Annotated in this window: 16 protein-coding genes; 8 read left to right on the forward strand and 8 right to left on the reverse strand. The window is 59.4% G+C overall.

Features of this window, described 5'->3' with window-relative positions; all coding sequences use genetic code 11:
- Window positions 1–7 precede the first annotated feature (7 nt).
- Entirely contained in the window at window positions 8–1192 is a 1185-nt protein-coding gene (gene cfaB / locus DBP26_RS03335; protein ID WP_108236271.1) for a C17 cyclopropane fatty acid synthase CfaB, read from the forward strand.
- 100 nt (window positions 1193–1292) lie between these two features.
- Here cfaB and cls read toward each other — a convergent pair whose 3' ends face one another.
- Complete coding sequence (gene cls / locus DBP26_RS03340) at window positions 1293–2732, reverse strand: cardiolipin synthase (RefSeq protein ID WP_108236270.1); 1440 nt, start codon at window positions 2730–2732, stop codon at window positions 1293–1295.
- A gap of 171 nt (window positions 2733–2903) precedes the next feature.
- Between cls and DBP26_RS03345 the strand changes: the two genes are divergently transcribed.
- Both DBP26_RS03345 and DBP26_RS03350 read left to right on the forward strand, forming a co-directional pair.
- Window positions 2904–3425 (forward strand): DUF3617 domain-containing protein, encoded by a 522-nt coding sequence (locus DBP26_RS03345; protein WP_108236269.1) that lies wholly within the window; start codon window positions 2904–2906, stop codon window positions 3423–3425.
- Window positions 3426–3650: 225 nt separating this feature from the next.
- Window positions 3651–4892, forward strand: coding sequence for an N-acetylmuramoyl-L-alanine amidase (locus DBP26_RS03350; RefSeq protein ID WP_108236268.1), 1242 nt, complete (start codon window positions 3651–3653; stop codon window positions 4890–4892).
- 23 nt (window positions 4893–4915) lie between these two features.
- Here DBP26_RS03350 and DBP26_RS03355 read toward each other — a convergent pair whose 3' ends face one another.
- Window positions 4916–5248 (reverse strand): glutamine synthetase, encoded by a 333-nt coding sequence (locus DBP26_RS03355; protein WP_256601182.1) that lies wholly within the window; start codon window positions 5246–5248, stop codon window positions 4916–4918.
- A 145-nt stretch (window positions 5249–5393) separates the two neighbouring features.
- On the opposite strand from DBP26_RS03355, the gene zigA reads away from it, so the two are divergent.
- The gene (gene zigA / locus DBP26_RS03360) at window positions 5394–6596 is read left to right on the forward strand and encodes a zinc metallochaperone GTPase ZigA (protein ID WP_108236266.1); all 1203 of its coding nucleotides are present in this window, start codon (window positions 5394–5396) and stop codon (window positions 6594–6596) included.
- A 125-nt stretch (window positions 6597–6721) separates the two neighbouring features.
- On the opposite strand, the gene DBP26_RS03365 is transcribed toward zigA, so the two are convergent.
- Window positions 6722–7093: an NADH:ubiquinone oxidoreductase gene (locus DBP26_RS03365; protein WP_108236265.1), complete on the reverse strand. Its 372-nt coding sequence runs from the start codon at window positions 7091–7093 to the stop codon at window positions 6722–6724.
- A gap of 53 nt (window positions 7094–7146) precedes the next feature.
- On the opposite strand from DBP26_RS03365, the gene DBP26_RS03370 reads away from it, so the two are divergent.
- On the forward strand, window positions 7147–8109 hold the full coding sequence (locus DBP26_RS03370; protein ID WP_108236264.1) for a CobW-like GTP-binding protein: 963 nt from the start codon (window positions 7147–7149) through the stop codon (window positions 8107–8109).
- A 19-nt stretch (window positions 8110–8128) separates the two neighbouring features.
- Here the strand turns inward: DBP26_RS03370 and DBP26_RS03375 are convergent, their stop codons facing one another.
- A complete protein-coding gene (locus DBP26_RS03375; RefSeq protein ID WP_108236263.1) occupies window positions 8129–8521 on the reverse strand; it encodes a DUF3301 domain-containing protein in 393 nt (130 codons plus the stop codon).
- A gap of 134 nt (window positions 8522–8655) precedes the next feature.
- On the opposite strand from DBP26_RS03375, the gene pdxY reads away from it, so the two are divergent.
- Window positions 8656–9528, forward strand: coding sequence for a pyridoxal kinase PdxY (gene pdxY / locus DBP26_RS03380; protein WP_108236262.1), 873 nt, complete (start codon window positions 8656–8658; stop codon window positions 9526–9528).
- Between the two features lie 174 nt (window positions 9529–9702).
- On the opposite strand, the gene DBP26_RS03385 is transcribed toward pdxY, so the two are convergent.
- Window positions 9703–10188 carry an acyl-CoA thioesterase gene (locus tag DBP26_RS03385; RefSeq protein WP_108236261.1) on the reverse strand — a complete coding sequence of 162 codons (486 nt, stop codon included), beginning with the start codon at window positions 10186–10188 and terminating at the stop codon, window positions 9703–9705.
- Window positions 10189–10495: 307 nt separating this feature from the next.
- On the opposite strand from DBP26_RS03385, the gene DBP26_RS03390 reads away from it, so the two are divergent.
- A complete protein-coding gene (locus DBP26_RS03390) occupies window positions 10496–12259 on the forward strand; it encodes a cation:proton antiporter (RefSeq protein WP_108236260.1) in 1764 nt (587 codons plus the stop codon).
- 38 nt (window positions 12260–12297) lie between these two features.
- Here DBP26_RS03390 and DBP26_RS03395 read toward each other — a convergent pair whose 3' ends face one another.
- The 3 genes from DBP26_RS03395 to uvrD form a co-directional block, all read right to left on the reverse strand.
- Complete coding sequence (locus DBP26_RS03395; RefSeq protein WP_108236259.1) at window positions 12298–12705, reverse strand: SMI1/KNR4 family protein; 408 nt, start codon at window positions 12703–12705, stop codon at window positions 12298–12300.
- A 130-nt stretch (window positions 12706–12835) separates the two neighbouring features.
- The gene (locus DBP26_RS03400; protein ID WP_108236258.1) at window positions 12836–13687 is read right to left on the reverse strand and encodes a Tim44 domain-containing protein; all 852 of its coding nucleotides are present in this window, start codon (window positions 13685–13687) and stop codon (window positions 12836–12838) included.
- Window positions 13688–13988: 301 nt separating this feature from the next.
- Window positions 13989–16175 carry a DNA helicase II gene (uvrD, locus tag DBP26_RS03405; RefSeq protein ID WP_108236257.1) on the reverse strand — a complete coding sequence of 729 codons (2187 nt, stop codon included), beginning with the start codon at window positions 16173–16175 and terminating at the stop codon, window positions 13989–13991.
- 223 nt (window positions 16176–16398) lie between these two features.
- Here uvrD and DBP26_RS03410 point away from each other — a divergent pair, with 223 nt between their 5' ends.
- Window positions 16399–18438: an EAL domain-containing protein gene (locus DBP26_RS03410; protein WP_108236256.1), complete on the forward strand. Its 2040-nt coding sequence runs from the start codon at window positions 16399–16401 to the stop codon at window positions 18436–18438.
- Window positions 18439–18487: the final 49 nt, after the last annotated feature.

Genomic DNA, 18487 nt, shown 5'->3' on the forward strand with positions numbered 1-18487 from the left:
ACCTTCGATGCTCGCGCAATTACCACCGGCGTTACAGAACCTTCATCTGCCCCTGCGTCTCAAGCTCTGGGACGGCAACGAGGTGGAACTGGGGAATGACCCCAGCGTCACGATTGTCGTCAAGGATCCTTCGCTGGTGTCCGACTTCACCCACCCGAGCCTAGACCTCTTGGGCAGTGCTTTTGTGGAAGGGCGTCTCGAACTGGAAGGTTCGATCAGCGAAGTCATGCGCGTCTGCGACGAATTGACCGCCGCGTTGGCGGACGCGGACGAGGGTGTCGCCCCGGTGCGCACCCAGCACGACAAGGACACCGACGCGAAATCCATCTCTTATCACTACGACCTGTCCAATGACTTCTACCGGCTGTGGCTGGACAAGGAGATGGTCTACTCCTGCGCCTACTTCAAGACCGGCGAAGAAACACTCGATCAGGCCCAGCAGGATAAATTTCATCACCTCTGTCGCAAGCTGCGTCTCAAGCCGGGTGAATACCTGCTGGACGTCGGTTGCGGCTGGGGCGGCCTGGCACGTTTCGCCGCCCGCGAATATGGCGTGAAAGTGTTCGGCATCACCTTGAGCCGCGAGCAATTAGCGCTGGCGCAAGAGAGAGTGAAGGCAGAGGGGCTGCAGGATCGGGTCGAACTCAAACTCCTCGACTACCGCGATCTGCCTCAGGATGGCCGCTTCGACAAAGTCGTGAGTGTCGGCATGTTTGAACACGTCGGTCATGCGAACCTCGCTCTGTATGCCAAATGCCTATTTGGCGCGGTGAAGGAGGGCGGTCTGGTGATGAACCATGGCATTACCGCCAAGCACACTGACGGTCGTCCGGTAGGGCGCGGCGCTGGCGACTTCATTGACCGCTATGTGTTTCCCAATGGCGAATTACCACACCTGGCCATGATCACCGCCTTCATCAGCGAAGCGGGCCTTGAAGTGGTCGACGTGGAAAGCCTTCGTCTGCACTACGCCAAAACCCTCGATCATTGGAGCATGCGTCTGGAGCAGAAGCTGGACGTGGCGGCGACCATGGTACCGGAGCAGGCCCTGCGGATTTTCCGGTTGTACCTGGCGGGGTGCGCGTATGCGTTCTCGAAAGGCTGGATCAACCTCCATCAGATCCTGGCCGTCAAGCCTCGTAGCGACGGTGGTCATGACCTGCCCTGGACGCGGGATGACCTGTATCCCTGACCGCGCACTCGCCATCGTTGTACCGTTCGGCTTGTCGGGCCTGGCGTGGTAAAAACGCCAGCGCCGGGCAGCCGGACGGACCGCCTAACGCCAGAATGACCTACAGGATTGGTGAGATCAGCCGCGCCACGCGCATCCCCAACTGCTGCAAGTGATGGGTTTCCTTGCTTTCCTCTATCGAGATTTCATGGGCCTGGGCGAAGTCGTCGCTCAACATGGCCTCGACCTCCCTGGCGAAGTCTTCATCCACCGTCAGCAGCATGAGCTCGAAATTCAGCCGAAATGATCGGTTATCCAGATTCGCGCTGCCAATGGCCGATATTTCGTTGTCCACCAGGACGACTTTCTGATGCAAGAAGCCCGGCGTGTAGCGGAATATCCGCACGCCCGCGCGCACCGCTTCGAAGGCAAACAGACTGGACGCTGCGTAAACGGTGTAATGATCCGGACGCGATGGCAGTAGCAGACGCACATCGACACCGCGCAGTACGGCCAGGCGCAGTGCAGCCGATACCGCTTCATCGGGAATGAAATAAGGGGTGGTGATCCAGACCCGTTCGGTCGCCGCGTGGATCGCTTCGACGAAAAACAGCGAGCAGGTTTCTTGCCGATCGGCCGGGCCGGTCGCAAGGAACTGACATAACACGCCGTCTTCGGGGTAGCTGTCCGGCAGGATCAAAGGGGGCAACTCTCGGGTTGCCCAGAACCAGTCTTCAGCGAAAGACTCCTGCAGGCATGCCACCACCGGCCCGACGATCGACACATGTGTGTCGCGCCACGGGGCCAATGGCGGCTTCAGTCCAAGGTATTCATCGCCCACGTTATGCCCGCCGACGAACCCCTTCACGCCGTCCACCACGACGATCTTGCGGTGATTGCGAAAGTTTATCTGGAAGCGATTGAGCCAGCCCCCGCGCGTAGCGAAAGCTTTCACTTTCACGCCGCCCGCCCGCAGCGTCTCGACGTAGCGAGCGGGCAAGGCGTGGCTGCCAATGCGGTCATAGAGCACGAAGATTTCCACGCCTTCAGCCGCTTTTTCCAGCAGCAAGGATTGCAAGCGCCGCCCGAGGTCGTCGTCATGGATGATGAAAAACTGTACGAACACAACCCGGCTGGCGGAACGGATGGCTTCGAAGATGGCGGAGAATGTCATGTCGCCGTCGATCAGCAGTTTTACCTCGTTGTTGGCCAGACACGGCATGCGCCCCAGCTTCGGCATCGCTCGCAAGGATTCATAAGCGGCTGAGCGTCGTGCGGCCACCGCCTCTTCAATCCAGGGTTTCCAGTTGAAGTCGACAATTGCGTTACGCATCTCCTCGTTGGCCTGCCGCCGCGCTTTGATGTAGGCATCGAAGGTACTTCGGCCGAACACCAGATAGGGAATCAGCGTGACGTAAGGGATGAAGATCAACGGCATCGCCCAGGCGATCGAGCCTTGTGCCGTGCGTACGGTCAGCAGCGCGTGAATCGCTGCTACGATGCCAATGAGGTGCGTAAAGCCAAGCAAGTAGCCAAAAAAATACGGGCTGTGATAATCCATGCGCGACCTTATCCTGTTGGCCTAGTGCCTAACAGACCACAGTGCGCTGGGATTGTCGCTATTTTCTTTGGCCTGCAACTGGCCAGAAGATCTGCCGTCTAAGCGTCATCGGCGGGCCACCCTGTTACGCGGCCACATTTCGTTTGCTTCAGCAGATAAAGGAACATGTTCATGAAAAAGCGCGTCATGGCGTTGATGGTTTGTCTGGCTGCGCCCTTCGCCCAGGCGCAGGTGCTGCAGCCCGGCTTGTGGGAGCTGACGTCTAGCAATATGCAGGTGGACGGCCAGCAGATGCCCGACATGCAAGTCATGCTTGCTCAACTGCAAATGATGGCCCCCCAGCAACGCGCGGCCATGGAGCAAATGCTCGCCAAGCAAGGCATTACCCTGGGCGGCCAAGGCGTTCGCGTATGCCTTACCTCGGAGCAGGTTAAAAATGAACAGATCCCGCTGACCGATCCCAAGACGGGCTGCACTCAGCGGATCACTGATCGCAATGGGCCGACTTGGAAATTCGAATTCAGTTGCCCAAAAGCTCAGGGCACCGGCGTTGCGCAGTTCCAGAGCGATCGTCAGTTCACCACCCATGTCGTGGGCTCTTTCAATGCGACCGGGCAACAGCAAAACGGCAGCATGGACACCAAAGCGGTTTGGCTTGGACAGAATTGTGGGGCAGTCAAGCCCCGCACCTGATAGACCGTTCGTCCGAATGCCCCGTTCGCCGGGGCATTTCTTTTTCAGCTCGAACACGGCCTGATGTTCCACGTGGAACATCTTGTTGTTTCACCTGAGTTTTTTGCCGTTACCCGTTGTTTTGAGTGATAAATCCAGGGCAGAACCTATCAAAAGCTTCATCTTCACCGCGTTGCCGGCATGTTATATTGTTGCGAAGAATCTCATCTTCTTTCGGAACGTGTCATGCACCGACGTCAGATGCTGCTCAATATGCTGTTGGCAAGCGCCGCCTTTGCGCTTCCTTTCTCCGTCAATGCCACGCAGATTCGTAATGCCCGCCTGTGGCGTTCCGATAGCAAATTGCGATTGGTCTTCGATCTCAGTGGACCGGTGCAGTACAAGACGTTCACGCTGAGTGCGCCTGAGCGCATCATCATCGACATCAGTGGCGCGCGCCTGGAGGGCAATTTCAGCCAACTCGCCCTGGAAAACACACCGATCAAGGGCATTCGTTCAGGCCACTTTGGCCAAGGCGATACGCGCATCGTGCTTGACCTGGTCTCGCCGGTTCAACTCAATAGCTTTCTCCTTGGCCCGGATGGCGCCCAGGGCAACAGACTGGTGCTGGACTTAGGGCACGAGGTTGCAGCCCATCCGCCTGTACAACTCGCTGCCGCGCCGGCGGCCGTGATCAAGCAACCAGCCCCCGTCGCCGACAAGGCGCACCCCAAGCGCGACATCATGGTGGTGGTCGACGCCGGTCATGGTGGCAAGGACCCTGGTGCGGTCGGCTCCAAAGGCGAACGTGAGAAAGACGTAGTGCTTTCCATCGCACAGTTGCTCGCCAAGCGCCTGAAGCGTGAGAAGGGTTTTGACGTGCGCATGGTGCGCAACGATGACTTTTTCGTGCCACTGCGCAAGCGCGTCGACATCGCTCGTAAATACAACGCCGACATGTTTATCTCTGTTCACGCGGACGCAGCACCCCGGCTCACCGCCTCCGGCGCTTCGGTGTTCGCGTTGTCGGAAACCGGCGCCACATCGGCCACCGCCCGTTTTATGGCTCAGCGTGAAAACGACGCCGATCTGATCGGCGCCAACAGCCTGCTCAATCTCAAGGACAAGGATCCGATGCTTGCGGGGGTGATCCTCGACATGTCAATGAACGCGACCATCGCCGCCAGCCTGCAGTTGGGGCATTCGGTACTGGGCAGCCTGGAGGGCATCACCACATTGCATCAGAAGCGCGTGGAGCAGGCGGGGTTTGCGGTGTTGAAATCCCCCGACGTCCCGTCGATTCTGGTCGAAACGGGCTTCATCTCCAATACCCGCGACAGCCAGCGCCTGGTCACGGCGCGTCACCAGCAAGCCGTGGCCGACGGCTTGTTCGAAGGTATGAAGCAATACTTCGAGCGCAATCCGCCGCTGGGGTCGTACATCGCCTGGCGGCAGGAGCAGAAAGCGGCGGAGCAGGCCCTCGCGTGATGTGAGGCCTGACCCGCGCCTCTTCAGCGGCAGCCCATGACCCGATCGCACGTGATCCTGCTCCGAGTGCCGCTGGAGCTGGAGACCCGGCTGATCGTCGTCCAGCCGACTTTCTGGATGGTCCCCACCCACGCTTCCCCGTCCGAGGCCAGCCCCGTAAAAAACGTCAGCGCGCCATAGCGACTGTTGGTCTGCGCCCAACTGCGATTGCCTGCGCTTTCGAAGCCGCGCAAGTAGAGGGTGGTGCCCGACATCGCCACGTTGTAGCGGTTGTCGTAGGCATCAACGCACGCCAGGAGCGTGGCGCTGCGCGTGCACAGTGCTCGAGTCAGCTTAGGTGAAGGTGGCGCAGCCATGACCGGCGTGCCCAGTATCAGGACTAAACCGACAACGATGTGGGAAACCCTGACCATTGAGCGGTCCTTGTAAAAAAGTTAGCAGATTAGTATTGTTATACTATAACGTAAAAAGCGTCCGAACCTGCTACCTGATGAGACCTTCATGAACCGTCTTCCCGTTACCGTCCTGTCCGGCTTTCTCGGTGCCGGTAAAAGTACGCTCCTTAACCATGTCTTGCGCAACCGTGAAAACTTGCGGGTCGCGGTGATCGTCAATGACATGAGCGAAATCAACATTGATGGCAGCGAAGTCCAGCGCAATGTCAGCCTCAACCGCGCAGAAGAAAAACTCGTGGAAATGAGTAATGGCTGCATCTGCTGCACGTTGCGCGAGGACCTGCTCCAAGAGGTCAGCCGTCTGGCCAATGAGGGTCGCTTCGACTACCTGCTCATTGAGTCCACGGGGATCTCAGAACCCCTTCCTGTCGCTGAGACGTTCACCTTTCGCGATGAGACAGGGCAGAGCCTGGCCGATGTCGCGCGGCTCGACACCATGGTGACGGTGGTCGACGGGCTGAATTTTCTGCAGGACTACCAAGCCGCCGAAAGCCTCGCGACCCGGGGCGAGACGCTGGGGGACGAGGATGAACGCTCGATCACCGATCTGCTGATCGAACAGGTCGAGTTTGCCGACGTCATCCTGATCAGCAAAATCGACTTGATTGGCACCAGTGATCGTCAGGAATTGATGGCCATTCTCAAGCGTCTCAACCATCAGGCAGAGATCCTGCCGATGGTGATGGGCGCGGTGCCGCTTGGAAAGATTCTCGACACGGGCCGTTTTGACTTCGAGCGCGCCGCGCAAGCGCCGGGCTGGCTGAAGGAGTTGCGAGGCGAGCACGTTCCCGAAACCGAGGAATACGGCATCGCCTCGGGCGCCTATCGCGCCCGGCGCCCGTTCCACCCGCAACGGTTCTTCGACTTCATCAATGGCGAGTGGACCAACGGCCGGTTGCTGCGCTCCAAGGGGTTCTTCTGGCTGGCGAACAAACATCAGGAGGCCGGCAGTTGGTCGCAGGCCGGCGGCTTGATGCGTTACGGCTTTGCTGGCCGCTGGTGGCGGTTTGTCCCCAAAGAGCACTGGCCACAGGACGAGGAAAGCACAGAAGTCATCATGCGCAACTGGATGGCGCAGAGTGGCGATTGCCGCCAGGAATTGGTGTTCATTGGTCAGAACATCGATTTTGCGCGCCTCGACGCTGAGCTAGATGCCTGCCTGCTGACGGACGTCGAAATGGCGGCCGGGGTAGAGGGTTGGGCTCAACTCGCCGATCCGTTCGGTGACTGGCATGGCGAGGCGGCTTGATACAGAAAGCCTTAGGGGCGCAGCGGGCTCACGAGCGCGGCTCGAACCGAATGCGATGAACAAGGTGTCAACGTACCTGACGCGTCGCGAGTCCGCTCGCTACCCTGGATCAACGCCCGCTGCGATCACGGCGCTTTCCAGATGCCTTTGCTCTGCTGTTCACAGAAGGGCTTGAGAAAAGCGGCATCGCTGGCCACCCCGTAATAGTGAATGTTCTGTCGATAAGGCATATTGGCGACTTGTGCGTTGCTGCATTGGCCGAACGAGCCACTCGGGCACTGCTCGAGGAAGGTCACTTCAACCTTTTGATCCTTGAGCTGCGGCTTGCAAAAGCCGTCGTGAAACAGCTCGGGCGGGATGGTGAGGTTTTCCTGGCAGACCTTGACGTCAAGCCGCTCGGCCTGGCTATGGACCACACAGGATTCGGCCCGCACTTGGCTCGACATCATGGCCATCAGCAGCATCGCCAGTGGCGCGGGCAGCCCGCTTGCTCGCATCGATAATCTCCATCTGCGCTCCGCTGAGGAGCCACGTTGAACAATGGTCGGACATGCTGCAGAACATTCCTACCCATGTCATTGCCGGCCCATTGGGCGCAGGCAAGACTACCCTCATCAAGCACCTGTTGTCGCAGAAGCCGGGCAATGAACGCTGGGCGATTCTGATCAACGAGTTCGGTCGGATCGGGCTGGATGCCGCACTGCTGACCACGGCTGAGGATGGTATCGCACTGGGTGAGGTGGCTGGAGGCTGCCTGTGCTGTGTCAATGGCGCACCGTTTCAGATCGGCCTGGGTCGTCTGCTTCGCAAGGCGCAACCGGATCGGCTATTCATCGAGCCCTCCGGGCTCGGGCACCCAGCGCAACTGATGGCTCAATTGCGCGAGGCACCCTGGCGCGGTGTGCTTGCCGTGCAACCCAGCGTCATCGTACTGGACAGTCAGGCCCTCGCAGCCGGAACCCCCTTACCTCCGGCACAGCGAGACGCTGCGCAAGACGCCGGACTGTTGGTCCTCAACAAGTCGGCGGCACTGGATGACGTGAACAAGCGAGCGGTCTTGGGGATGCTCCCCGATCGTCCCATCTGGTGGGCCGAGGCGGGGGTCGTGCCGCTGGATCGATTACCGGGGCGCGATCATCGGGCAACCGAGGGTGTGGACAGCTTGGTCATGCCCAGGAGCCTGGCGCAGTTGCCCGCCGTCTGGAGCGACCCCCTGGAGCCGATCTGCCTGAGCCAGCGGCAGGTGGAGGGCTGGAGCATCGGCTGGCGCTGGCACCCGGACCGTTCATTCGATGCGTCCAAAGTGCAAGCTTGGCTGCGAAGCCTCGACTGGCGGCGGGCGAAGTTGCTTATCCACAGCCAGAAGGGCTGGGTGTCCGGCAATGCGTTGGCAGGCAGTGAAGTCCAATTTACGACGAGTGAGTGGCGCAAGGACTCGCGCCTGGAGTTGATCTTCGACGAGCCTCAAGACGAGGGGGCGTTATCTGCGCAGATCAGGGCCTGCCTGGTCTAGCGCCCGTTATCCACGCCGATCACTGTTTCCACTTGTTGTGTTCCTGCCGCCATTCACTGAGCTGGATGATCTCGGCCGTCGGCTTGGGATCTTTGATCTCGAACGGGTAGGGCGCCAGTTCGATTTGGGCGGTGTGGGCGCCGAACATCGTGAGGGTGCCGGGGTGACGTTGCTCACCCGTCACGGTGAATTCGAAGGTGTACACGCGGGCCAGCCGCTTGCGGCCTTCATTGTCGCGCTTGAAGGTGAGCCGCCGCAGCGCGACATTGCCGTCGAGCAGTTCCAGATCGAGCTTGGCGCAGTGCTGTTTGACACGCTCCAAAGCCCGTTCACGCAGACCATGGGAATGCCACAGCCATGCGCCAGCGGTCGCCAGCAGCATCAGGACGAAAATGTTGCCCAGGGTCAGCATGAAAAGAGAGCTCCAACAGAAGATGTCCAGCTTAACTGCGTCAGGTCGCCGACAGCCATAGCCCGATGGTTTAATTTCGCTTCACTTCGTCCGGCATCGCTACTACTGTGCTTTCCCGGCCTCAGGAACCTGTCATGAAACGTTCGCCTCACCTACTCGCAATCCAGTCCCATGTGGTCTTCGGGCACGCTGGCAACAGCGCGGCCGTCTTTCCTATGCAGCGTATCGGCATCAACGTCTGGCCGCTGAATACCGTTCAGTTCTCAAATCACACCCAGTATGGACACTGGAGTGGCGAAGTGCTGACGCCGCAGCAGATTCCGGCCCTCGTGGAAGGCATCGCGGCCATTGGCGAGTTGGGCAATTGCGATGCGGTCTTGTCGGGCTATCTGGGCAGTGCGGCTCAGGGACGAGCGATTCTGGCAGCGGTGGCGCAAATCAAACGTGCCAATCCTCGCGCGGTGTATCTGTGTGACCCGGTCATGGGCCACCCGGAGAAGGGTTGCATCGTGCCCCAGGAGGTCAGTGATTTTCTGCTGGAAGAAGCGGCGGCCGTCGCGGATTACCTGTGCCCGAACCAGCTTGAGCTGGACAGTTTTTCTGGACGCAAACCCAGCGGACTGTCCGATTGCCTGGCGATGGCTCGCGTGCTGCTCACCAAGGGGCCGAAAGCCGTGGTGGTCAAACACCTCGCCTACCCTGGCAAGCCAGCTGACAGCTTCGAGATGCTACTGGTGACCGAGCACGAAAGCTGGCACTTGCGTCGGCCGCTGCTGGCGTTTCCTCGGCAACCGGTGGGCGTGGGTGATCTCACGTCCGGTTTGTTCCTCGGCAAGGTGCTGCTCGGCGAGGATCTGCGCAGCGCCTTTGAGTTCGCGGCCTCAGCGGTGCATGAAGTGCTGCTGGAAACCCAGGCTTGCGCCAGTTACGAGCTCGAACTGGTTCGGGCGCAGGACAGGATTGCGCACCCGAGGGTCAGGTTTGAGGCAACCCGGCTGGATGTTTGATAGGCACATGATCGTTCCCACGCTCTGCGTGGGAATGCCGTTCTGAACGCTCTGCGTCCATCGCCGGGGTGACGCAGAGCGTCACGGGATGCGTACCCACGCAGAGCATGGGGACGATCAAACGTCATCGCGGATGAATCCGCGATGGGGGCTTTCAAACGCCAACGATTTCCATCAAACCCCGTCTTCGCGAATCTCGCGATACCGCTTCTCCAACTCCTGACGAATCTGGCGGCGCTGTTGTGCTTGCACGTAACGACGCTTGCCTTCGCTGGTTTCGGGTGTGAGGGGCGGGACACTGGCCGGCTTGCGCTGGTCGTCAACGGCCACCATGGTGAAAAAACAGCTATTGGTGTGGCGAACGGAGCGTTCGCGAATGTTCTCCGTGACCACCTTGATACCGACTTCCATTGACGTGTTGCCGGTGTAGTTCACCGAGGCCAGGAAGGTAACCAGCTCACCGACATGGATCGGCTCGCGGAAAATCACCTGATCCACCGACAGCGTCACCACATAACGCCCCGCGTAACGGCTGGCGCAGGCGTAGGCGACTTCGTCGAGGTATTTGAGCAGGGTGCCGCCGTGCACGTTGCCAGAGAAGTTGGCCATGTCCGGGGTCATCAAAACAGTCATCGACAGCTGGGCGTTTCCGGGTTCCATAGCGTGCTCACGGTCAGGTTGAGTCAATTGACACCTCGTAGGGGTGTTCGAATGCAATGCGGCCATCAAAACCGACGTTACCGGGACGCTGGCAGCGGGTTTTCCGTCACGCTCGGTGTCGATCTGTTTCCATATATTGCACCGGCTTTATCCGCTTTTGCGCGGTGTTAACCTGCGGAAACCCTTGGATGGGGTAATTCCTGCGTTCCGACCAGAAGATTCTGGCCCTGCTAACGAATTGTCGTACAGCAGTCGTCCGTATTTTTCTCGATAGCGCCACCTTCTCGCAGTTACAAGGAGCCACGCCATGCATGCCATCGGTTTCATTCAGGATCTGGCAGTCATCATGTTGGTGGCGGGCGTGGTGACCGTCCTGTTTCATCGTCTCAAGCAACCGGTGGTTCTTGGCTACATTGTGGCGGGCTTCATCATCGGGCCCCACACACCGCCGTTCGGCCTCATCCACGACGAAGAAACCATCAAGACACTCGCCGAGCTGGGGGTCATCTTCCTGATGTTCTGCCTTGGCCTGGAGTTCAGCTTGCGCAAGCTGTTCAAGGTCGGCGCGACGGCCTTCATCGCAGCGTTTCTGGAAATCATGCTGATGATCTGGATCGGTTATGAAATCGGCCAGTTTTTCGGCTGGAGCACGATGGACTCGCTGTTCCTGGGGGCAATCCTTGCGATCTCCTCTACGACCATCATCGTCAAGGCCCTCAACGACTTGAAGATGAAGAACCAACGCTTCGCTCAGTTGATTTTCGGTGTGCTGATCGTCGAAGACATTCTGGGCATCGGCATCATCGCCTTGTTATCGGGCATCGCGGTCAGTGGCACGGTCAGTTCGGGTGAGGTCTTTTCCACGGTCGGCAAGTTGTCGCTGTTCATGATCGTGGCCCTGGTCATCGGCATTCTGCTGGTGCCGCGCTTATTGGCCTACGTCGCGAAATTCCAGAGCAATGAAATGCTGCTGGTCACGGTGCTGGGGCTGTGCTTCGGGTTCTGTCTGCTCGTGGTCAAGCTTGAGTACAGTATGGTGCTGGGCGCTTTCCTGATCGGCGCGATCATGGCCGAGTCGAGGCAGCTGGCAAAGATAGAACACCTGGTCGAGCCCATTCGGGACATGTTCAGCGCCATCTTCTTTGTCGCCATCGGGCTGTTGATCGACCCGAACATTCTCGTCGAATACGCCTGGCCGATTGTCGTCATTACGGTCGCCGTGGTGTTGGGCAAAATGCTGTCTTGCGGCCTCGGGGCGTTCATTGCAGGCAATGATGGCAAAACCTCGCTACGCGTCGGAATGGGGCTCTCACAGATCGGCGAATTTTCTTTCATCATCGCCGCCCTTGGGATGACGCTCCAGGTCACCAGCGATTTTCTTTACCCCGTGGCAGTGGCCGTTTCAGCCATCACCACCTTGCTCACGCCCTATTTGATTCGTGCGGCCGATCCGCTTTCTCACACGTTCGGGAGGGTCGTACCCACGCGTATGGCGCGGGTGTTTGGGCTGTACGGGGAATGGCTGCGCAGCATCCAGCCTCAAGGCCAAAGCGCTTTGCTGGCCTCGATGATTCGCAAGATTCTGCTGCAGGTAGGCGTCAATCTGGCATTGGTCGTGGCGATCTTCTTTTGTGGCGCATATTTCGCTGAGCGCATAGGCGACTATTTCAGCGAGTGGGTGACGGACCCCGGCCAACAGAAAGCCTGGATCTGGGGCGCCTCGCTTCTATTGTCGCTGCCTTTCCTGATCGCGGCGTATCGCAAGCTCAAGGCCTTGTCGATGCTACTGGCCGAGATGAGCGTGAAGCCGGAAATGGCCGGACGTCACACAGAGCGTGTCCGGCGGGTGATCGCCGAAGTGATCCCGCTGCTGTCGCTGATGGTGATTTTCCTGTTGATCGCCTTGCTGTCGGCGAGCATGTTGCCGACGAGCGAATGGCTGTTGTTGATCGTGGGCGTGGCGGGCGTAGTGGCGGCGGTGCTATGGCGCTGGTTCATTCGCGTGCACACGCGGATGCAGATCGCGTTGCTGGAGACGCTGGGTAATCATCAGGAGCCTTCAGAGCACTGAGCCGCTGAAGGCTGCTGGTTGGCATGCGTAGATTCGGCTCAGCTTTCCAGCCAGACGTCTCGTGCCCAGTGCCAGACCGACTCCCAGCTTTCTTCAGTGACAAGCTCCTCGTCGCCCGACCAGAGCACGACGGTGCCGTCTTCCTCGACACAGTAGTAATCCTCACCGTCCTGACAGATCGGGATCAGGTCGCGTGGAACACCGGCGTCCCATGCGTTGGCCGCCACTTCCGGAAGATAAGTGTGCGAACCGGGATCGGTAACGGTCACAGGCTCCAGGCTGCCGTACACCACGTCACTGACATTCAGCAGGAATTCCTTGAAGACGAAAGGAATGTTGATGAACAGCTCTTCTTCGATTTCGACAAGCTGATCTTCGTCCGGCAGCTCAAGCGGGACGGGGACCGGCTCATTGGCTTCACGGAGTTGTTCGATAACTTCTTCCACGACGTGGACCCTCTAACGATATGCGCGGTTTATACAGTAGCTTAAAGCCGACACCAAATTAACTGCGGCCCCTGAAAAACAAAACCCCGATCGCAGTCGGGGTTTTGGATTAGCGAAGCCTGGAAGAGTTTCAGCCGTTCTGGCGGATACCCGCTACGAGCCAAGGCTGGTTCTCGCCCGGGGCGCGCTCCATGTTCCAGCTTTCGCTGAACACTTCGCCCTGATCAAAGCGCGAGGTCTTCGCCACGCCATTGAATGTCAGCGTTGCGATGGTCTTGTCAGCGCGGTCGTCGACACCTTCCAGTTGTACGGTCAGGTTGTCGATGTACGTCGATTGGAAGGCGTCACCCAGGTCGGCACGTTCCTTTTTGAGGAACTGCAGCATTTGCGGGGTCACGAATTCAGCAATCTTGTCCATTTCGTTCGCGTCCCAGTGTTGTTGCAGGGACTGGAAGTGCGTACGTGCGGCTTCGACGAAGCGCTCCTCGTTGAACCAGGCCGGTGCGTTGATCACCGGACGTGGCGCGGCGGCGCTCGAACCACCGAACATCGAGTGGTTGTTCTGCGCAGGCTGTTCCACGGTTTCACGTTGGTACGGCGCGCCAGCCGGAGCCATGTGCGGCTGCTGCTTGCGACGACGGGCTGCGATGAAGCGGAAGATGACGAAGGCGATGATCGCCATGATCAGGATGTCGAAGAACTGCATGCCCTGGAAACCGCCACCCATGAACATGGAGGCCAGCAGGCCACCGGCGGCGATACCGGCCAGCGGGCCCAGCCACTTGGAAGCACCGCCTGCGGCGGGCGCAGGACGTCCGGCGGCGTTAGGAGCAGCGGCAGGGGCAGAAGGGGCAGTCTGACGCGCCTGGTGAGTCGGCGCCGAGCCCATGCTCTTGCCGCCACCAAAACGCGCGGCGTTGGCGTCCAGACTCATGGTGAGTCCGATGACCAGCGCCAGGGCGATGCTAAGAAAACGTTGCATAGTGGGAATTCCCGTTTGTGGATTGCACGCGCGCCATATTGAACAGGACGACTGTGTCTGACCAGCGGCCAAATGTTTCTGGCTTTTGCGTGGATCTCAATAGCGCCTATAAGACTTGGGTTGTAGGGCTACGGAGAAAGTTCTGTAGGAAAGATGGGGGCCATGCGTAGGAATGCAAGCGTAGGTGTGTCGACCAGTGTGGTAACGCGCTTGCCCGCGATTGCTATTTGCCTGACACGTCGTTGCATACAGACACACCACAATCCCGCGCAAGCGCGCTTCTACGAAGCCACGCCGAGCGTCAAACCGGCTCCAGCTTCGCGTAACCCAGCATCAGCCACTTGCTGCCTTCGGAAAAATTCACCTGAACGCGCGCCTGTGCACCGGAACCCTCGAAATTCAGAATCACGCCCTCGCCGAAAACAGCGTGCTGCACCCGCTGGCCCAAGGAGAACTGGCTTTGCGGTATGCCTTCGCCATCGAACAGTCGGCTCGGTGCCATGGTCTTCGAGCCACCGAAAGGGCGCGACACACTGTTGGACAAACGCACTTCCTGAATCAGGTTCGGTGGAACCTCGCGTACGAAACGCGACACCTTGTTATAGGTTTCGCTTCCGTATAGACGCCGGGTTTCGGCATAGGTCAGCACCAGGTGCTGCATCGCGCGGGTGATGCCCACATAAGCCAGACGGCGTTCCTCTTCCAGACGGCCCGGTTCTTCCAGACTCATCTTGTGCGGGAACAACCCTTCCTCCATGCCGACGAGAAACACGTAAGGGAACTCAAGCCCCTTGGCGCTGTGCAATGTCATCAGTTGGATGCTGTCTTCGTGCTCGTCGGCCTGAGTGTCCCCCGCCTCCAGGGAAGCATGCCCCAAGAAAGCGGCCAGCGGGGTCAAGTCTTCCTCGCTTTCGCTGTTTTCAAAAGCACGGGCCGCGCTGACCAGTTCTTCAAGGTTTTCCACCCGGGCCTGGCCTTTCTCGCCTTTCTCTTCTTGGTGGTATGTGATCAAGCCGGACTGTTCGATCACCGTCTGGGTCATCAGGTGCAGCGGCATGTCCATGACCTTGGCCGAAAGGTTCTCGATCAGTTCGATGAACGCGCCCAGCGCACTGGCTGCCCGGCCGGTCAGACCTTTATTGGCGATCAACAGCCGCATGGACTCCCACATGGACACATCGGCATGACGCGCATGTTCGCGGATGGCCTCGACGGTTTTTTCGCCGATGCCGCGTGGCGGGACGTTGATCACCCGCTCCAGCGCGGAGTCGTTACCCCGGCCGTCAAGCAGGCGAAGGTAGGCCATGGCGTTCTTGATCTCGGCGCGCTCGAAGAAGCGCTGGCCACCGTAGATACGATAGGGAATACGCTCGCGCAGCAAGGCTTCTTCAAGCACCCGGGACTGGGCGTTGGAGCGATAGAGAATGGCGATGTCGCTGCGCGACAGCCCGTTGCGGATCGCACTTTCGATGGTTTCGACCACGTAGCGCGCTTCGTCCTGTTCGTTGAACGCCGCGTACAGGCTGATCAGTTCGCCATCGCCCACGTCCGTCCACAGCTCTTTGCCCAGGCGCCCGCTGTTATTGACGATCAGCCCATTGGCGGCCTTCAGGATGCTGGCGGTGGAGCGATAGTTCTGCTCCAGGCGGATGACTTCGGTGTCCGGGAAATCATCGGAATACTGATGGATGTTTTCGATCTTTGCCCCACGCCAGCCGTAGATGGACTGATCGTCGTCACCGACGACCATCAGGCTGTCGCCGCCCTTGGCCAGCAGACGCAACCAGGCGTACTGCACGGCGTTGGTGTCCTGGAATTCGTCCACAAGCACGTGACGGAAGCGGCGTTGATAGTGATCCAACAGGCCTGGATTGTCGCGCCACAGGTCCAATGCCCGGAGCAGCAGTTCCGAAAAGTCGATGACGCTGGCCCGCTGGCAGGCCGCCTCATAGTTCTCGTAGATTGCCTTCATGGTGCTCAGGAACAGGTCGCCGGACGCTTGAATGTGCTTGGGCCGCAAGCCTTCGTCTTTCTGACCGTTGATGAACCACTGCGCCTGACGCGCGGGCCACTTCTGCTCGTCCAGCCCCATTTCGCGGATCACGCGTTTGACCAGCCGTTGCTGATCATCGCTGTCGAGGATCTGAAAGTTCTGGTTCAGCCCCGCTTCCTGCCAGTGCGCGCGCAGCAAGCGGTGCGCCAGCCCGTGGAACGTGCCCACCCACATACCCGCCGGGTTGATGCCCATCAACTGCTCGATCCGATGGCGCATTTCGGCCGCGGCCTTGTTGGTGAACGTCACCGACAGGATCGAATGCGGCGAAGCGTTCTCCACCTGGATCAGCCAGGCGATGCGGTGCACGAGCACGCGGGTTTTGCCGGAGCCAGCGCCAGCAAGGACCAACTGACGCCCTACCGAAGCGGCGACCGCCTGGCGTTGGGCATCGTTGAGGGAGTTGAGCAGAAGGGAGAGGTCGTCGTTATGCATCGGCGCATTCTAGGGTGCGGGAGGAGAGCGGGCAAACCCTAACGCTGGCCGGTCGTTAAATCGCCCGCCACCTTCCGTTCCCACGGGCGAAGGCGGCGACCTGCGCCTGTACCCGCGCTCGTCGGCCGACCGTTCACGCATTTTATTGTGCTGACTGTTTGGTCTGGTCAGCCGCTTGTGTATGCTCCGCTGACGTTCAAGGCCGCTAATTATAAGAATCGCCATGACTACCCGCCCAGCAGCCCCGGCCGACGCCGTGGCGACACCTTCTGTCATTCGCAAGCGTTACGCCACTCAGCTTGCGGCCGCACGCATCCGTCTTCTCTATCAAGGCTCGATGCTGCCAACCCTGTTCATGTTCATCAATGGTTTGCTGTGTGCCTGGTTGCTCTGGAGCCCGGAGCGCTATGTGCTGGTCGGCATCTGGGTAGGCTGGCTGTCTGCACTGGTGTGCCTGCGCATTCTTCAGGTGGCAGCCTTTCGCGCCGCCTCGTCAGACCGGCAGGCCGATCCGGTCTGGAAACGTACGTTTCTGGCGGGAGCCTGTGTGAGCGGTCTGACGCTGTCCACCGCGGCGCTGGTGCTCGTGCCGACGGAAAGCTTCGTGCAACAGGCGTGGGTGTTCGGCCTTATCGGTGCCGCGACCCTCTCGGCAAGCGTGGCTTACGCTGCGAGCATTCCGGCATTTCTGACCTTCGCCGTGCCTTGCCTGTTGCCGCCTGTGGTTTACCTGTTCTGGAGCGGCGACATTCGCTTGCGAGGCTGGGGCTGGCTGGGGTTGATCCTTCTCTTGGCGCTGATCGTCGTCGCGGCGCAGGTCAACCGAGTGATTCAGCGCGGCTTGATGCGGCGTTTCCAGAATCTGGCCCTGATCGAACACTTGCAGCAAGCGCAAGCCAACAGCGAAGCGCTCAATCGAGAGCTTGCCCGGCAATTCGAAGAGCGCACGCGCTACCTCTCCCATTACGACGCGCTCACCGGTCTGGCGAATCGGGCACTGTTCAACGAGCGTCTGCGCGAGGCGAACCAGCGTGTGCGTCAGGGTGGGCGTTCGCTGGCGCTGCTGCACATCAATCTGGACCGCTTCACCTTGCTCAATGACAGCCTGGGTCACGACATCGCCGATCAGTTGCTGCGCCAAGTGGGACGGCGCTTGAGTGCAGCATTGGCGGAGGCGGACACCATCGCACGGTTGTCTGGCGACGAATTCGCGATTTTGCTGGATGCCCAGGGCAACCTGACGACGCTTGCCCGGATCACCACGCGTTTGCTGGCCAAACTGCGCTCACCCCTGTCGGTGGCCGGGCACGAGTTAGTAGTCAGTGCATCGATCGGCATCGCGCTGTTCCCAGATACTGCACGCGACGTTTCGACGCTGGTCACTCAAGCCAACATGGCGATGCAACATGCCAAGCATTTGGGAGGCAACAATTTCCAGTTTTATACCGAGCGTCTGCAGGCTCGGACATTGGAGACATTGCAGCTGGAAATCCAGTTGCGGCGTGCCATCGAGGAAGGGCAGCTCACGGTGTATTACCAACCCAAGCTCGATCTGGCATCTGGGCGGCTGAATTCTGCCGAAGCGCTGGTCCGCTGGCACCATCCGGTGCATGGCATGGTCCCTCCCGGGGATTTCATCGGCTTGGCTGAAGAGTCTGGTCTGATCAGTGATATCGGCGAATTCGTCTTGCGGCGTGCTTGTCGACAGGCCCGAGAATGGCAGCGCTTTGGGTGGGTGCCGATCCGAGTCTCGGTCAATGTGTCCGTGCACCAATTGAGGCAAGGCAAACTGGTCACCCTGGTTCGTCAGGTGCTCGACGAAACCGGTCTGATGCCTGAATACCTGGAGCTCGAACTGACAGAAAGTCAGTTGCTCGACAGTGTCGAGCACATTATCAGTACGTTCCGCCAACTGCGGGAGCTGGGGGTGAAGCTGACCATTGACGATTTTGGTACGGGCTATTCATCTCTGAGCTACCTGAAGCGCTTTCCGGTGGATTACGTGAAGATCGATCAGGCATTCATTCGCGGCCTCGGTGAAGGTTCCGAGGATGCTGCGATCACCCGTGCCATCATCGCCATGGCCCACAGTCTTGACCTGAAGGTGGTTGCCGAAGGGGTCGAGAACGCAGGGCAACTGGATTTCCTGAAAGCCCATGGTTGCGATGAAGTGCAGGGGTACTTGATCAGTCGGCCACTCGAGACAGCCGCGATGGGTGAAGTCTTGCGTGGTTCTTCGTCGGTTGCCTGGAGTCACGTATGAAAAGTCCTACACTAACCGGCGAACTGTCTGCTCCTGCCAATCAGTTGCG

Source organism: Pseudomonas sp. RIT409, from assembly GCF_003052515.2.
Taxonomy (GTDB): Bacteria; Pseudomonadota; Gammaproteobacteria; order Pseudomonadales; family Pseudomonadaceae; genus Aquipseudomonas.